Below are 15,603 nucleotides of genomic sequence, written 5' to 3'. Positions count from 1 at the left end.
GTATCGACCATTTTTCCCCCTTGGCTTGCGTTATCCTGACGCCTGTTCTGCCAGAGACCCAGTTTGCCCCCTCAGCCAGTGCAATGTGTCGCATCTAACCGCCAGGAATAAAAAGACTCTTGGATATTATTTTCTAATATGTTCAAATATCGCCCCCCTGCTAGCAGCGACTTGGCTCGAAAGATGTAATTGAACCGGGCACCACGTTTGCTGCACCAAAACGGACAAACCGACGGCAGGCATTCGGAGGAAAAAATGGTTGTATTGCGAGCGATGCAGGAAAACGATTTCCGGCGTTATCTCGATGCCGCAGTGGTCGATTACGCCACCGACAAGCTCAAGGCCGGGGTGTGGAGCAAGGAAGAAGCGCTGGAAAAGGCCCGCTCGGAACACCGGGCACTGCTGCCGCAAGGGCTGGCCACACCTGATCACTATCTGTTCAACCTCTATGCCGAGGAAGAGCAGACCGAAGTGGGAATGCTGTGGTTCGGCATCTGCGAGCAGGGCGGCCAGCGCGAGGCGTTTGTCTACGATATCGCCATCGACCCGAAATGGCGCCGCATGGGCTACGCCACCCAGGCTTTCCTGGCACTGGAGCAGCGGGTGCGCCAGATGGGGCTCGATGCCATTGGCCTGCATGTCTTTGGTCACAACAAAGGCGCTTTCGCCCTGTACGAAAAACTCGGCTATGTGCCGACCAGCATGAAAATGAAAAAGTCGCTGGGGGATGGCAATCCCTAGGGCTTGAGCAATGCTCCTTTCACTTGGCGTCCAAACCCTCCCAGCCCTTATGCCTCTACACAGCGACTGAGGCGGGTCCGCATTCGGCTCGGACGCCAAATAAGCCCCATGCTTCGCTTCTGTTCAGAAACAGCCTCAAAACCGTAAAAATCAATAGATTGCATCAGCCGAAACATGGTGTGAGGCACTACGGTTGCTCTCGGTACAGAGGCGGGCGTGGAGACTTTGCTGGCTTCGGACCGCACGCTCCAATAGACCTGGTCTGGACGCCTTTTTCAAGGCGAAACAGTATCACCAGATCGGCGTCGCAATATGCTGGTGCTGCTTCAACAACTGTCGCATCGCCTCGGCCGACAGTGGCTGGCTGAACAGATAGCCCTGCATCACATCGCAATCTAGCCGGCTGAGGGCCTGGGCCTGCTCTTCGGTTTCCACCCCTTCGGCCACCACGGCCAGACGCAGTGAATGGGCCAGCGACACGATGGCTGCCACCAGGGTCATCGCATCGGGTTGCTCCAGCATGGCGGTGATGAAGCTGCGGTCGATCTTGAGTGCCTGTACCGGCAGCTTGGCCAGATAGTCGAGCTTCTCGGTGGCGGCAATATGGGCCAGGGCAAAGCCGATATCGTCGGCCAGCTCGCCCAGCAGCCGCATTTCTTCATGGTCGAAGGCATTGGGGGCGCCCGAGAACAGGGTGAATACGGCAGGCACCTCGTCGCCGATCCGCAAAGGCAGGCAGGCCACTGCATTGATCCCCATCTTTTGTAGCGGATGGCGCAAGACACCCAGCGACGGGTCAACGGTCAGATCATTGCATACCACCGGCTGGCCGGTGCGCAGCGCCCGGCAGGCGGGGCGCTCGCTGTACGGCGTGTCGGGGTGGATGGTCAGATGAACCGCATCGATATATTCCTGATCGCCGCCATAACAGGCCACCACCTGGCCTTCGCCGGTGGCCGGATCGATCACCCCGGCCCAGGCCATGCGGAAAGCGCCTGCTTCGACGGCGATCCGGCAAGTGCCGTCAAACAGGGCCTCGCGGTCGTGGCAGCGCACGATCAGCGCATTGATGCCGCTCAGGACCGCATAGACATGGTTGAGCCGCTCGATGCGTTGACGCAGCAGGGCCTGTTGCAGGGCAATCGCCATCAGGCCGGTATAGGCCTGGGCGATGCCGAGCTGGTGCTGGGTAAAGCCGCCCAACTGGTCGGAAGCAAGATTGAGTGCGCCCAGCAACTGTCCCTCGGCCACGATGGGCAGGCGCAGATACGAGCGCACGCCCTGACGGCGCCATTGCTCAAGCAGCGGCGGCCGCTGCGCCAGGCTGTCGAGATCGGCCACCCGGCATGGCCGGCCCTCGCGCAGCCGCTCGATATCGTCGCGGCCGTAGTTGTCGAAGGAAATCCGTTTACTGTTTGAAGAAGGGCTGCCAGGCTGATGCTCGCGGGCCTGGACCGTGGCTTCCTCGTCCTCCATATCGAATACGGTGACGGAGCCATCCCAGAATGGCACCAGAGTATGCAGCCGTTGCAGACCGATCTGCGCCACCTGCTGTGGCAGATGGGCGGCCAGAATGGCCTGGGCCAGGTCCTGCAATGATTCGAGCAGTTGCAGATGCCGGTACAGCGCCTCTTCGGCGCGGCGGCGGTCGCCGATATCGCGCAGGGTGACGGCATAGACGGTCTGGCCGGCATCGGGCAGCCGGGTGATCGAGGCTTCGAGCGGGAAGATTTCGCCATCGGCCCTGAGGCCATTGAGGTCGCCCGGCAGCCGCCGATGGCCCTCACCCGACAGCTCGAAAGCCCGCAGCATGGCGTTATGGTCGCCGGAGAGCAGGGTCTGGAACGGCATGCCGACCACCGCTGTGCTGGCATAACCGAAGATCTTTTCGGCTGCGGCATTGAACAGCACGATGCGCCATTGTTCGTCGAGGGCGACGATGCCGTCCATGGCAGCGTCGATAATGCCACTGCAACGTATTTCGCTGCTTTTGAGCGCCAGTTGCTGGGCGGCCCGCAGGTCGAGCATCCGGTTCAGTTCGCGCGCCACGATCAGCAGCTCGGAGGGGCCGTCTTCCGTGACGCGTGCCGAACCGTCGCCGTTGGCGACCGCAATGGCCACCCGCTCGAGCTCGTGTACCGGTGCCGCGATCAACTGGCCGAGGTGGCGGGCCAGCGTCAAGGCCAGCCATAACACGGCGATCCCCAGGGCGATCCCGAGCGCCAGACGCCACTCGTAAGGGGCGAGCGCGGCGTTCTCGTCGATCCCGGCGATCACGGTCCAGCCGCTGCCAGGCAGCGGTCGATAGCTGCGCAGGCGGGTAATGCCATCGACGTCGACGGCCCGCTCGAAACCGCCATCGGGCTGAAAGGCCATGCGCTGGATCGCATCCACGTCGCTGGTGGTCCGGCCGACCCAGGTCTGACTGTCGGGTGTCCGCACCAGAAACCGCCCCTGACGGTCAAGCACGGCCAGGGCCTGCTGCGAGGGAAGAGCATGCGGGAAGATCCGGCTGCGCAAGGCGGGCAGGTCGATCTGCAAAGACAGCAGTGCCGTCACCTGCCCGCTATTGTCGCGCACGGCCAGGGTCGGCATCAGATACCAGCGCTGGCTGTTCTGGTCAAAACGGGCGTCGCCCAGCACCACACCGGGGCTGCGCAGTCCCTCGCTAAACCATAGGGAAGTCGGGCTGGTCGCCTGGGCCGCGCCGCAGAGCGGCTGGCCGTCGGGGGCGTGCAGCGCCAGACGGGTGAAATCGGGCGTCATCAGCCCGACATTCTGGAAGATCGGGTCGCAATTGGACCGGTCGGCCTGCTGCACCTGCGGCCGTCTGGCCAATACCGCCAGGGTGCGCTCGGTATCGAGCACGATATGTTCAATATCGCGCGTGGCGTCTTCGATCAAATGGCGGGTTTCATTGCGGGCTGAATCGAGCGCATGGCGGGCCGAACTGATGACGTCGATCACGATCAACAAGGCTAGCGGCAGCAGACTCGCCAACACCAGCGCCCGCAGTTGCGCTTGAATGGGCCAGTGGCGTAGCGCCGGCCAGCGAAGCGGGAAGAGGGGCTGTTCGGATAGGCGCATGCGCTCGGCGTTTTCAGTCAGGGGGCGCGAATTTGGTGAGGGAATCATCGTGATCAGTCAGCTACCAAAGTAGTTGCTGGGGCCGGCTTGGGCAATCGGCATGGCGAGCCATAACTTGATGTTCCGGGTTGACAGGCAGGCATTGCGATAAAAGATCAAAAAACCGGCGAAATCGTTGCAAGATTTGGTGAGGTAGGGAAATTAAAATAATATAAATTATTCTTTGCTTGTTTTCTTGCATCACTCAGGCCAACGAAGCCGGCTGTTCGCTGCACAGCGGATGATGACTGAGCGCATACAGCCGGTCGGGCAACTCGGTCGCCAGCACCGCTTCGGCAAACAAAAAGCCCTGGGCAGCTTCGCAGCCGTATTCGCGCAGCCATTGCAACTGTTCTTCGGTCTCCACGCCTTCGGCGACCGTCTGCATCCCTAGTCCATGTGCCAGACCCAGCGCGGCGCCGACGAGCGCGCGATGGCGGCCGCCCAGGCTGATCTGCTGCACCAGGCTGCGGTCGATCTTGAGCCGGTCGAGCGGATGGCGGGCCAGTAGGCTGAGACTGGCCGGTCCCGTGCCAAAGTCATCGAGCGTCAGCCGGAAACCGTGCTCGCGCAAGGCACCCAGGGTGCTGGCGCTGCTGTCGAGATCGAGCATGGCCTCGGTCAGTTCGAGTTCGATACAGGAAGCGGGCAGGCCGCTCTCTGCCAGCACGGCGTCGAGTTGCGACAGCAGCTGCTTGTTTTCAAATTGGCGCAGCGACAGATTGATCGCCAGGAAAGCGCCCATGCCCAGTACCGCCCGTAATGGCCGGAACTGTCGGCAGGCCTCGCTCAGTACCCATTCTCCCAATGCCAGGGTCAAGCCGCCCGATTCGGCCTGGGCCAGAAACTCGGCCGGCGCGAGCAGGCCGCGTTCGGGATGCTGCCAGCGCAGCAGGGTTTCGATCCCCAATGGCCGGCCTTGCGTCAGATCGACCTGCAACTGGAAATGCAGGCGGAATTCCTGGCGGTAGAGAGCCAGCTGCAATGCCTGTTCGAGCGCCACATGCTGTTCCGACTGCTCGGCCATATCGCGGGTGAAGAACTGATAATGGCCACGCCCCAGCCGTTTGGCGGCGTACATGGCACTGTCGGCATGCTTGAGCAGGGTCTGGGCGTCGTCACCATCCTGCGGGCAGACCGCGATACCGATACTGGAGCCGACCTGAAGCCGGTGCGAGCCGACCAGCACCGGCCGGCCGATCTGCTGCACCAGATTGGTGGCGACCCGATGCAGCGATTCGGCCTCGTTGAGATCGGGCAGCAGCACCACGAACTCATCACCGCCGATCCGCGCCACCGTATCGGTCGCCCGCACCACGGCACGCAGGCGGTCAGCCACCTCGATCAGCAGTTCATCGCCGATATGGTGGCCCAGCGAATCGTTGATCCGCTTGAACAGATCGAGATCGATCACCATCAAGCCGACCTGATTGCCAAAGCGCTTGGCCCGTTCAAGCGCCATCGCCAGCCGGTCTTGCAGCAGCAGCCGGTTGGGCAGCTTGGTCAAGGCATCGTGGTGGGCGATATGGCTGATGTAGTCCTCGGTGCGCTTGCGCTCGGTGATATCGGTGTAGGTCACGGCATAGCCGCCGTCGGGCATGGTATGGCTGACCACTTCGGTCAGCCGGCCATTGGGGCAGAGCCGCTCGGTCGGATGGTCGGTCCAGCTCAGCGCGTCCTGTTCGTTGGCAAGCAAGGTGGCGACCGAGGTTTCGCTGCCGTAGTCGCCCCGTAACAGCCATAGCCGCACCAGGGTCTCAAGCGGGGTGCCGTGCAGGATCACCTCTTCGGGCAACTGGAACAGGGTCTGGAACTGACGGTTGCAGAATTGCAGCCGGAACAGGGCATCGAACACGCACAGCCCCTGGCTGATCTGATCGACCGCCGCCCGGGTCAGGGTACGTTCGCTGGTGAGTGAGCGTTCGGCCTGCACCTTGGCCTGACGCAGCTGATGGGCTTCGAGAAAGCGGTTGACGGCGGCCGGCAACAGGTCGAGATAGCGTCCTTCGACATCCTTGGGCAGATAGTCGGCGGCTCCGAGCTGCATCGCCTCGACCGCTACCCGCAGATCGCCCAGCATCGACAGCACGATGACCGGAATATCGAGATCGCGCTGGCGCAACTGGGCCAGCAGCTCGAGGCCGTCGCCATCGGGCAGCCGGTAATCGGTGACGATCACATCGAAGCGAAAGCCGTCCACGGCGGCCAGCGCCTGGGTCTGCGACTCGGCCAGCATTACTTTGTAGCGGTGCTGCTGGAGACGGCGCTGTACGAGGCGGGCCTGGCCAGGATCGTCCTCGATATACAGGATGGTGGGTTCGATGGTCATGGCCGTCAGGGAATGGCGACGATGGACAGAAACAGGCCGAGCTTGTGCACGGTTGCCACAAAGTCGTCGTAATGCACGGGCTTGGTCAGATAGAAATTGCAACCCAGTTCATAGCAGCGGCGCATCTCGGCACCATCCTCGGCGGTAGTCAGCACGATCACGGGCAGATGGCGGGTATGAGCGTCGTTCTTGATCCGGGCCAGCACCTGCTGGCCGTGCATGCCGGGCATATTGAGGTCGAGCAGTACCAGTGCCTGGCTGGAATACTGCGGGCTGGCCAGGAATGCCAGCACCTCGGCGCCGCTGCCAAAGCGATGGATGGCATTGGCAATCCCGCTGCGGCGCAGGTTCTTTTCCACCAGACGGGCATGGCCCGGATCGTCGTCGACCACCAGGATGGTGGCATTGGGGTCCATCGTGGTCTCCTTGCTAGGCGCCCCAGGGCGTGTGCCCGGGAGCGGGAGGCAGGAATACATGGAATACGCTGCCTTCGCCCGGTTCCGAATCGCACCAGATTCGGCCCTGGTGGCGCTTTACCAGTGCCTGTACATAGGCAAGTCCCATTCCCTCACCGGCGCTGTCCTGTACACCCACCCGGCGAAACAGCTCGAATACACGCGGAATATCCTCGGCCGCGATGCCACGGCCGTTGTCCATGATATGGAGAGACATTCCCCGGCTGCTCTGGCTGGCCCAGACGACGATATGCAGCGGCCGGCCTGGCTGGCGATACTTGACGGCATTGGACAGCAGATTGCCCAGTATCTGCTCAAGCGCCTGCCGGTCGCCCTGTACCGTGGGCAGCGGGGCCAGTGTGACGCTGCCCTCGGCCGATTCGAGATCGTGATTCAAGGTGGCGACGATATTCTGGGTCAAGGCCGCCAGATCGACCTGTTCGACCTGCAACTGCTGACGGCCCATCCTGGACAGCCGCAAGACGGCGGCGATCTGCCGGTCCATCCGGTTGACGGCAGTATTGATAAAGTCGAGCGACTCGCGCATGTCTTCGGCCAGCAACTGGCGGCAGCGCTCACGTACCGCCTCGGGCAGGGCGGTGCCATGGTTGTTCAACTGCTCGTCGAGCACGCCGATGGCGTAGCGCAGCTCGCCGGCAAAGCCCTGCACATTGACCAGTGGCGAGCGCAGGTCGTGCGACACGATATAGGCGAAGTTGCGTACTTCCTCGTTGGCAGCGGCGATGTCCTGATAGCTCTTTTGCAGCCTGTCGTTGATTTCCTTGAGTTTGCGCTCGGCCCGCACGCTGTCGGAAATATCCCAGTTGGTCCCCACCATCCGCAGCGCCGCCCCGCGCTCATTGCGCAGGATGCGTGCCACACCGCGCAGCACCCGGACTTCGCTGTCGGGGCGGACAATGCGGAAGGTGACATCGAAAGGCACCCAGCCCGACAGGGCCAGGCTGATTTCGGCTTCGGTCCGATCGATATCGTGCGGGTGGAGAGTGGCGCGCCAGCCGTCGTAATCGCTCGGTGGTGCGGGCAGCCCGTAGAGTTCGAGCATCCGCTGGTCCCAGACCACGCTGTTATCACTGATATCCCATTCCCAGATCCCGATGCCCACGGCCTGGGTCGCGACGGTAATCCGGTCGAGCAGGCGCTGCCGCTCTTCGGCGGCGGCCTTCTCGGACGAGATGTCGCGCTGCACCCCGACCATCCGCAGCGCCCGCCCGGTGCGGTCGCGTTCGATGACCCGGCCGTGATCGTGCAGCCATAGATAGTGGCCGTCATGGTGGCGGAAGCGGTATTCGCAACTGAAGATTTCGGTATCGCCGCGCAAATGGGCGTCGAGCGCCTGCCGCACCGTTTCGGCATCGTCGGGATGGAGCCGGGCGATCCAGTCGCCCGACTCCGTATCGGGTTCGGAAGCGCCCAGCAGGCGTTGCCAGGTATCGGAGCGAAACAGCGTGTCACTGACCAGGTTCCAGTCGTAGACAGCCTGGGCATCGTTTTCGAGCGCAAAACGCCAGCGTGCCTCGTCGGCGGCGGCACGCCGCTCGGCCTGACGCCGTTCGCTGATATCGCGGATCACGGCGGTGAAATACTGGCGGCCCGACAGGCTCCAGGTGGCAAGCGAGATTTCCAGCGGGAATTCGCGGCCGTCGCGGCGCAAGCCTTCGAGCTCGCGGGTGCGGCCGCCCATCAGGGGCACGGCATCGCCGTGGCCGGCAATCACCGCCCGTTGCATGCTGAATTCGTGCAGATGGCGGTAGCGCTGCGGAATCAGCAGTTCGATCGACTGCTGCATGATCTCCTCGGCGCGATAGCCGAAGATGCGCTCGGCGGCGGCATTGAAATAGGTGATACGGCCGCGTTCGTCGGCCGAGATAAAGGCATCGTTGGCCGTCTCGGCTACCGCCCGAAAGCGCGCTTCGCTCTCGATCAGTTGGTGGGCGATGCGCTGCCGTTCGCTGACATCGCGCAGGATGGCCGTGAAAAAGCGCCGCTCACCGATCCGCCAGCCGGCCAGCGACAGTTCGAGGGTAAAGCGGCTGCCGTCGCGGCGTATCCCTTCGAGTTCATGGCGTGGGGCGAGGCTGTCTGGTGTGGTGGGGGCGCCCGGTGGCGCTGTCATTCCCTGAGCGGTTTTCTCGCCTATGGCCTGACCAGGTGGATTGGCTTCCTCGGCCGGGGCCGGGCAATCGGGGATCAGCCGGTCGATGGGAAAGCCCAGTATTGCGCTGGCCGAATAGCCAAACAGCCGCTCGGCCGCGGCGTTGCAGTAGACGATGCGTCGTTCGCTGTCAACCGAGATCAGACCGTCATGGGCGGTTTCGGCGACCGCCCGAAAGCGGACTTCACTCTCGGCCAGCCGCTGTTCGGCCTGTTTGCGCTGTTCGATATTCTTGATCTGCACGACGAAATAGACCGGCCGGCTTTCGCGGTCGCGTACCAGCGATACCGAGAGCAGTCCCCACAGGGCCTGGCCGTCGCGGCAGCGGTAACGCTGCTCGATCTGGTAGCTCGGCAAGCAGCCTTGCAGCAATGCCTGATTCTGTTGCAAGGCTTGTTCGTCGGCTGGCACGAATTCATTGAGCTGCCGTCCCTGCAACTCCGCTTCGGGGTAGCCCAACATGGTGCATAGCGCCGGATTGACTTCAAGCAGCCGGCCATCGAGCCCCACCAGGGCAAAGCCGATGGCCGAGTGTTCCATGGCGCTGCGAAAACGCGATTCGCTGAGCGCCAGGGCACGATGGCGGGTATCGGCGATATGGTTGAGGGTGGCCAGGATAAACGCCGGCAGGATGGTCAGCGCCAGCGGCAGATAGCCCAGGATGGCCGAGCTGCCCGGCAGCAGCGGGCGCAGAGGAAAGACACCGGCGGCCGCCAGTCCCACTACTGCAATCGTGGCAGCCAGATTCAACAGCAGACTCTGTAGCAGCGGCAGACGCATCGCGGCAAGCAGCAGCGGCAGGCCGATAAAGACAAATGGGGTGGAGACGCGGTGCAGCAGCCAGGGCATCAGCAGCACCAGCAGCAACCAGCCGAGGAATTCAAACAGCCGGCGGCTGTGGGTCAGCAACAGGCGGCATTGGGCCAGCGATACCGAGAGTCCCAGCGGCAGCATGGCCAGCGTGCCGACTGCCGCGCCGGCATACCATTTGATCGCCGTCTCGAGCGGCGGCAGGTCCTTGAGCCAGTACAGCAAGGGAATCCCGACCACCATGCCGCTGAGCGGACCCAGCAGGGTGGCTGTGCCCAGCACGGCCAGCGTGTCGGCAGGGCGCGAGAAGCTGAAGCCTTCAGCGGGCTGGCTGTACCGCAGAAAAGCAGCGACCACCAACGGGTCGATCAGATTGGGCAGGATCAGGGCCACACTCATCAGCCAGTCATTGCCGTAGAGCAGATTGGCGCTGAGTACCGCCAAGGCGGCAATGCTGCACCAGGTTGGCCATTGCTGTGGTGAGGTACGGGCCAGCACGGCCGCCAGCACGGCATTGGGCAGCCAGAAGGTGGCGACGGCACCGGGCAGGCTCGACAGATAGAGACAGAACAGGGCCGTACCCACGACCATCAGGCCCAGCAGCAGCGAGGGCAGCAGTAGTAGCGGTACGGTCGGAGCGAGGAATGGAGCGTGCGGCGTGACCGCCATGAATATTGCCCTCCAGCGGACGACTCGATGGTCATCCTGTTGTTGTCTGTGGTCCGCCAGCGGACGAACTGATACCAAGAACAGTGTAGACCGCACCGGACGGTTCTTCAGCCTGGCTGGATTGCGTTGCAGCATGGGTGTTCGGCAGACCGGGTGACAAACTTGCTAGGATGGATTCGAGGCGCCCCGTGTGGGCGTCCCTTACCGTTCAAGCGGGGATTGCCAGCGATGCGTAGGATCTTGTGGCTGTGTTGCCTGATCTGGGCCACTGTGGTGTCGGCGGCCGATCGGCAGGTGGGCGAGGTGCGGGTACCGGTGCTGTGTTACCACCGCTTCGGGCCCAGCGTCAGCGACGGCATGACGATACGTACCGCTACCTTCGAGCGCCAGTTGCGCTATCTGGCCGACAACGGCTATAGCGTGATCCCGCTGCGCCAACTGCTTGATCATCTGGCCGGCCGTGGCCCGGCGCTGCCGCCGCGCCCGGTGGTCATCACCATTGACGACGGTCACCGCTCGGTCTACGAAGCCGCCCGGCCGCTGTTGCGGCGCTACAAGGTGCCGGTGACGCTGTTCATCTATCCCTCCGCCATCTCCAACGCCAGCTATGCCATGAGCTGGGAACAACTGCACGAACTGGTGGCCGGCGGGGCTATCGATATCCAATCCCATACCTATTGGCATCCCAATTTCAAGATCGAAAAGCGCCGCCTGAGTCCCGAGGCGTACCGCACCCTGGTCGAGCAGCAACTGGGCCGGGCGCGCAGTCGGCTGCAAACCCGTTTCGGCACGACCATCGATGTGCTGGCCTGGCCGTTTGGCATCTATGACGCCGAACTCGAACAGCAAGCCGCGGCGGCCGGCTACCGGGCAGCGTTTTCCATCGACGGCCGACCCGTCAGCCGTAGCGAGCGGCCGATGGCGCTGCCGCGCTATCTGATGGTCGAAGCAATCGATGACCGGGCCTTCGCCAGACTGGTGGCAGGGGAGCGTTAGGGAGAAATTATCGATTGGAAATTTTTCTGCAAAACCATTCAAAGACTTAGTAACAAAATAAAAGAAAAATAAATATATTAGGAGGATTGTTTACACTGGCCGGCCCGAGCTGGGGCCGGTACGGACAAAGGTGAAGGCATGATCAGCAAGCAATCGTGGCGGGCAGCGTTGGTGGCCCTGCTGTTGGCAAGTTCGGCCTGGCCCTGGTCGGGGCAGGTGATCGACAGTCGAACCAAGGCGCCGATTGCCGGTGCGATTGTCACGGTGGGGGGGCGCGCCTTGACCAGCGGCGCCGATGGCCGGGTCCAGTTCGACGGGCCCGAGCGCCATGTCGGCGTCCGTGCCCCGGGCTACCAACGGCACGGCTTCACGGTCGAGCCGGGCCGTTCTGCCCCTTATCTATTTCCCTTGCAGTCGTTCCGGGCCAAGGGGATCTATCTATCGTTCTACGGTATCGGCAGCCGCCCGATCCGTCAGGCGGCGCTCGATCTGCTGGAGCAGACCGAACTCAATACCCTGGTGGTGGATGTCAAAGGCGACCGCGCCATGATCCCCTACGCCAGCCGGGTCGAGATGGCCGAGCGGATCGGCGCCCGCCGGATCACCACGGTGCGCGACATGCCGGCGCTGATTGGCGAGCTTAAGCAGCGCAATATTTATCTGATTGCCCGGGTGGTGGTGTTCAAGGACACCCTGCTTGCCACCGCCCATCCCGAATGGGCGATCCGCGGCAGCGACGGCAATATCTGGCGTGATCGTGAGAAGCTGGCCTGGGTCGAGCCGTTCCACCCGCAGGTGTGGCGCTATGTGATCGATATTGCGGAAGAAGCGGCCAGGATGGGTTTTGATGAAATCCAGTTTGACTATGTGCGCTTTCCCGATACGCGCGGTCTGCGCTTTTCCAAACCCAATACACGGGAAAACCGGGTCGAGGCCATCAGCGGCTTTCTGGCCGAGGCACGACGGCGGCTGACGCCTTATAACGTGTTCGTCTCGGCTGATGTATTTGGCTATGTGGCGTGGAATATCGACGACACCGAGATCGGCCAGCAGATCGAACGGCTGGGCGAGTCGCTCGACTATATTTCGCCGATGCTCTATCCCTCGGGCTTTCATTTAGGCATCCCGGGCTACCGTAACCCGGTGGCAACGCCTTTCGAGCTGATCGACCGCACGCTGGCCAAGTCGCGTGAACGCAGCGGTCTGCCTGGAGTACGCTTCCGGCCCTGGTTGCAGGCGTTCCGAGATTACGGCTTTGATCGGCGCGAATTCGGCGAGAAGGAAATCCGCCGCCAGATCGATGCCTCCGAGAAGAACGACAGCGCCGGCTGGCTGTTATGGAATCCGCGCAATCGCTATAGCGCGGCCGGGTTGAAGAAGGATGGCGGATAGCTTGGCTGACAGATCCGCTGGCACGCTGGCGTACTTCCAGCCAGTTCGGCGTCGGCGTGTCCCAAGCTCAAGGCGCAGGTGTACAGCGCTCCATCAGCTTTGGCGGCGACTTCGATTTGCCGGGAAATGCGCAGGCGGTGCCTGGGTCGATGCCGGGCGCTATGGGGAGGTCGAGTCGATGGAGTCGCCTGTTTGGGCTGACTTGGATGAGTGGTTGGACTTTTATTGCGCGCAATATGCGGTTCTTTTTGTATCGAACGATAGCTGTGGCTATGTGCCTGCCGATTTTTTTCATTCTTGGCGCAATCGCCTTGCTTGTCTGTCAGTTCTTGTTCAATCAGCCATTGGATATCCATGAGCCATCGAGGTGGACGGAATGGCTCTTCTGTATAGGGGGCCTGCTGGCCAGCGGCTATTTTGCGCGTAAGGTCCATCACTGGGTGATCTGCGTGATCGGCGGTTTTTCCGACGAAGACGAATGGGCAGCCTGGCATGCCAATGATTGATTCCTGCCCAGCAGAACTGATCGGGCAAGACAGGCTGAAAGGATGGCAGCGATGATCGATGGACTACGGTGGCTCCAGGCAGCAATGCTCGGAGCCTTTTTCCTCTCCGTTGCGGCATTGGCCGCGCCGCCGACGGCTGAGCAGTTGCGGACCTGGAGTGCCGTGCCGGCGCTGGTCGAGCGGGAAATCTGGGCTGGGCGGCTGCCGGGCGCGGTGGTGCTGATCGGCGACAGCACGGGGGTGCGTTACCGCGCCACCATCGGTCATCGACGCAGCGCAGCGGTGAGCGAACCGCTGACGCCCGATACGCTGTTCGATCTGGCCTCACTGACCAAGCCGCTGGTCACGGCAACCGCCGTGCTGCAACTGGCCGAACAGGGCCGTCTGGCGCTCGATGAGCCGGTTGCCCGCTACTGGCCGTCGTTTGCCGTCCATGGCAAGCAGGCGGTGACGGTACGTCAACTGCTCGCGCATACCTCGGGTCTGCGGGCAGGCTTACCGCCGCAGCGTCGGCCGCGCGACCGGGCCGCCATCCTGCAAGCCGTGGCGGCCGAACGGCTCCAGACACCGCCCGGTCAGCAAGTCGAATACAGCGACCTCAATTTCATCGCCCTGGGTTATCTGGTCGAGCGGGTCAGCGGTCTGTCGTTGCAGCGCTATGGGCAGGAGCGGATTTTTGGTCCGTTGGCGATGTTGGATACAGGGTTTCTGCCTGATGTCTCCAAGTACCTACGTATTGCTCCGACAGAAGTAAATATTGGCGTTGTACACGACCCGACTGCGCGCGCCATGGGCGGCGTGGCTGGTCATGCCGGCTTGTTCGGCAGCGCCGATGACCTTGCCCGCTTTGCCCGGATGGTGCTGGGCGGCGGTCAGCTCGATGGGCGCCGAATCTTGCGCCGCGAGTCGGTGGCCGCGATGACGCTGCCGCAGATACCGTTGAGTCAGCGCGAATGGCGCGGTCTGGGCTGGCGGCTCGAGGCGCCGCTGCTGGCCGGTCGTGAGCAGCTACCCAGTGTCGGGGCAATTGGCCACACCGGCTTTACCGGCACGGGGCTGTGGATCGATCCGGTCAGCGACCGCTTTGTGGTGGTGCTGAGCCATCGTCACCATCCTGATGGCCTGGGTGACGTGCGGCCGCTGCGGCGGCAGATTCTCGCACTGGTTGCCTCGGCCGCACCATGGCAGCGGGAGTCGGTGTTGGCCGAGCAACCGTGGTTGACGCCGTTCTGGGACACGCTGTCGCAGCCGGTGGCGTTTCAGACCGGCATCGAGGTGTTGGCAGCCGATGGGTTCAAGGCACTGGTGGGGCGGCGGATCGGCCTGATCAGCAACCGCAGCGCCGTCGATGCCCAGGGCCGGCTGACGCTCGATCTGCTGCGCAGCGCGCCCGGGGTGGAGCTGGTGGCGATCTTCAGCCCCGAGCACGGTTTTGCGGCCGATCGGGAAGGGAAGATCGAATCGGGCGTCGATACGGCAAGGCGGCTGCCGATCCATAGTCTCTACGGCGCGACCCGCCGGCCGACAGCCGAGATGCTGATCGGCCTCGATGCCCTGGTGTTCGACATTCAGGATGTCGGGGCGCGTTTCTACACCTATCTCAGCACGCTGGCCTATGTCCTCGAAGCGGCGGCGCCGCGTGGGTTGCCGGTATTCGTGCTCGACCGGCCTAACCCGATCCGGGCCGATCGCATCGAAGGGCCGATGCTCGACCATGATCTGTTGTCGTTCACCGGCTATTTCCCGCTGCCGGTGCGCCATGGCATGACGGTGGGCGAGCTGGCGCGGCTGTTCAATGGCGAAAATCGGATCGGCGCCGATCTGCGCGTGATCAGCATGCGCGGCTATCAGCGCGATCAGTGGTTCGATGCCACCGGCCTGCCCTGGGTCGCGCCATCACCCAATCTGCCGACCCTGGCGGCGGCGACGCTCTATCCGGGGGTGGCGCTGGTCGAAGGCGCCAATGTCAGCGTTGGCCGTGGCACCGATCGGCCGTTTGGTCTGCTTGGGGCGCCGTGGATCGACGGTGACAAGCTGGCCCATTGGCTAAATGGTCAGGCGCTGGCGGGTGTCAGCATCGAGCCTGCCGAATTCACCCCGGCCAGTGGCCCGTATGCTGGTCAGCGTTGCCAAGGTATCCGGCTCCATCTGCTTGATCGCGACCGGTTCGAAATGAGCCGCTTGGGACTTTACCTGACGCAGGGCTTGTATAGGCTCTATCCCGACCGTTTCCGGCTCGACCGCACGCTTGGCATGATCGGCTCGCGTGCCGTGCTGCAAGGACTGCGGCAGGGAAGTGATCCCGATACCCTGGCCTTGGACTGGCAGCCGGCCTTGCGAGCGTTCGAGGCGATGCGGGCGCGTTATCTTCTGTATTGATCCCATGGCCCGATCCCGCTATCCTCA

Annotated in this window: 9 protein-coding genes; 5 read left to right on the top strand and 4 right to left on the bottom strand. The window is 62.9% G+C overall.

Annotation, left to right across the window (positions count from 1 at the left end; all coding sequences use genetic code 11):
• The first annotated feature begins 255 nt into the window (after positions 1-255).
• A complete protein-coding gene (locus ACFOW7_RS04310) occupies positions 256-741 on the top strand; it encodes a GNAT family N-acetyltransferase (protein ID WP_378161410.1) in 486 nt (161 codons plus the stop codon).
• 291 nt (positions 742-1,032) lie between these two features.
• Here ACFOW7_RS04310 and ACFOW7_RS04305 read toward each other — a convergent pair whose 3' ends face one another.
• The 4 genes from ACFOW7_RS04305 to ACFOW7_RS04290 all read right to left on the bottom strand — a co-directional run bounded on the left by ACFOW7_RS04305 (position 1,033) and on the right by ACFOW7_RS04290 (position 10,303).
• Positions 1,033-3,828, bottom strand: coding sequence for a GAF domain-containing protein (locus tag ACFOW7_RS04305; RefSeq protein ID WP_378161408.1), 2,796 nt, complete (start codon positions 3,826-3,828; stop codon positions 1,033-1,035).
• Positions 3,829-4,072: 244 nt separating this feature from the next.
• A complete protein-coding gene (locus tag ACFOW7_RS04300; RefSeq protein WP_378161406.1) occupies positions 4,073-6,196 on the bottom strand; it encodes a putative bifunctional diguanylate cyclase/phosphodiesterase in 2,124 nt (707 codons plus the stop codon).
• Positions 6,197-6,201: 5 nt separating this feature from the next.
• Positions 6,202-6,612, bottom strand: coding sequence for a response regulator (locus tag ACFOW7_RS04295; protein WP_378161404.1), 411 nt, complete (start codon positions 6,610-6,612; stop codon positions 6,202-6,204).
• A 13-nt stretch (positions 6,613-6,625) separates the two neighbouring features.
• Entirely contained in the window at positions 6,626-10,303 is a 3,678-nt protein-coding gene (locus ACFOW7_RS04290; protein WP_378161402.1) for a PAS domain S-box protein, read from the bottom strand.
• Between the two features lie 228 nt (positions 10,304-10,531).
• Between ACFOW7_RS04290 and ACFOW7_RS04285 the strand changes: the two genes are divergently transcribed.
• From ACFOW7_RS04285 to ACFOW7_RS04270, 4 genes are all read left to right on the top strand, one after another.
• Entirely contained in the window at positions 10,532-11,299 is a 768-nt protein-coding gene (locus ACFOW7_RS04285) for a polysaccharide deacetylase family protein (protein WP_378161400.1), read from the top strand.
• A 138-nt stretch (positions 11,300-11,437) separates the two neighbouring features.
• Positions 11,438-12,691, top strand: a complete 1,254-nt coding sequence (locus ACFOW7_RS04280) for a putative glycoside hydrolase (RefSeq protein WP_378161398.1) — start codon at positions 11,438-11,440, stop codon at positions 12,689-12,691.
• 56 nt (positions 12,692-12,747) lie between these two features.
• Positions 12,748-13,197: a hypothetical protein gene (locus tag ACFOW7_RS04275; protein ID WP_378161396.1), complete on the top strand. Its 450-nt coding sequence runs from the start codon at positions 12,748-12,750 to the stop codon at positions 13,195-13,197.
• Positions 13,198-13,248: 51 nt separating this feature from the next.
• Positions 13,249-15,576, top strand: coding sequence for an exo-beta-N-acetylmuramidase NamZ domain-containing protein (locus tag ACFOW7_RS04270; protein ID WP_378161394.1), 2,328 nt, complete (start codon positions 13,249-13,251; stop codon positions 15,574-15,576).
• Positions 15,577-15,603 lie beyond the last annotated feature (27 nt).

Origin of the sequence: Chitinimonas lacunae, assembly GCF_042650885.1 — a bacterium.
Classification (GTDB): Bacteria; Pseudomonadota; Gammaproteobacteria; order Burkholderiales; family Chitinimonadaceae; genus Chitinimonas_A; species Chitinimonas_A lacunae.
Note: the sequence above shows the minus strand (reverse complement) of the source record. Positions and strands in the feature narration are given on the sequence as shown.

Excerpts from the sequence above, each read along its gene's own strand:
- ACFOW7_RS04310 (WP_378161410.1), top strand. The coding sequence starts at position 256 with ATGGTTGTATTGCGAGCGATGCAGGAAAACGATTTCCGGCGTTATCTC.
- ACFOW7_RS04305 (WP_378161408.1), bottom strand. The coding sequence starts at position 3,828 with ATGCGCCTATCCGAACAGCCCCTCTTCCCGCTTCGCTGGCCGGCGCTA.
- ACFOW7_RS04300 (WP_378161406.1), bottom strand. The coding sequence starts at position 6,196 with ATGACCATCGAACCCACCATCCTGTATATCGAGGACGATCCTGGCCAG.
- ACFOW7_RS04295 (WP_378161404.1), bottom strand. The coding sequence starts at position 6,612 with ATGGACCCCAATGCCACCATCCTGGTGGTCGACGACGATCCGGGCCAT.
- ACFOW7_RS04290 (WP_378161402.1), bottom strand. The coding sequence starts at position 10,303 with ATGGCGGTCACGCCGCACGCTCCATTCCTCGCTCCGACCGTACCGCTA.
- ACFOW7_RS04285 (WP_378161400.1), top strand. The coding sequence starts at position 10,532 with ATGCGTAGGATCTTGTGGCTGTGTTGCCTGATCTGGGCCACTGTGGTG.
- ACFOW7_RS04280 (WP_378161398.1), top strand. The coding sequence starts at position 11,438 with ATGATCAGCAAGCAATCGTGGCGGGCAGCGTTGGTGGCCCTGCTGTTG.
- ACFOW7_RS04270 (WP_378161394.1), top strand. The coding sequence starts at position 13,249 with ATGATCGATGGACTACGGTGGCTCCAGGCAGCAATGCTCGGAGCCTTT.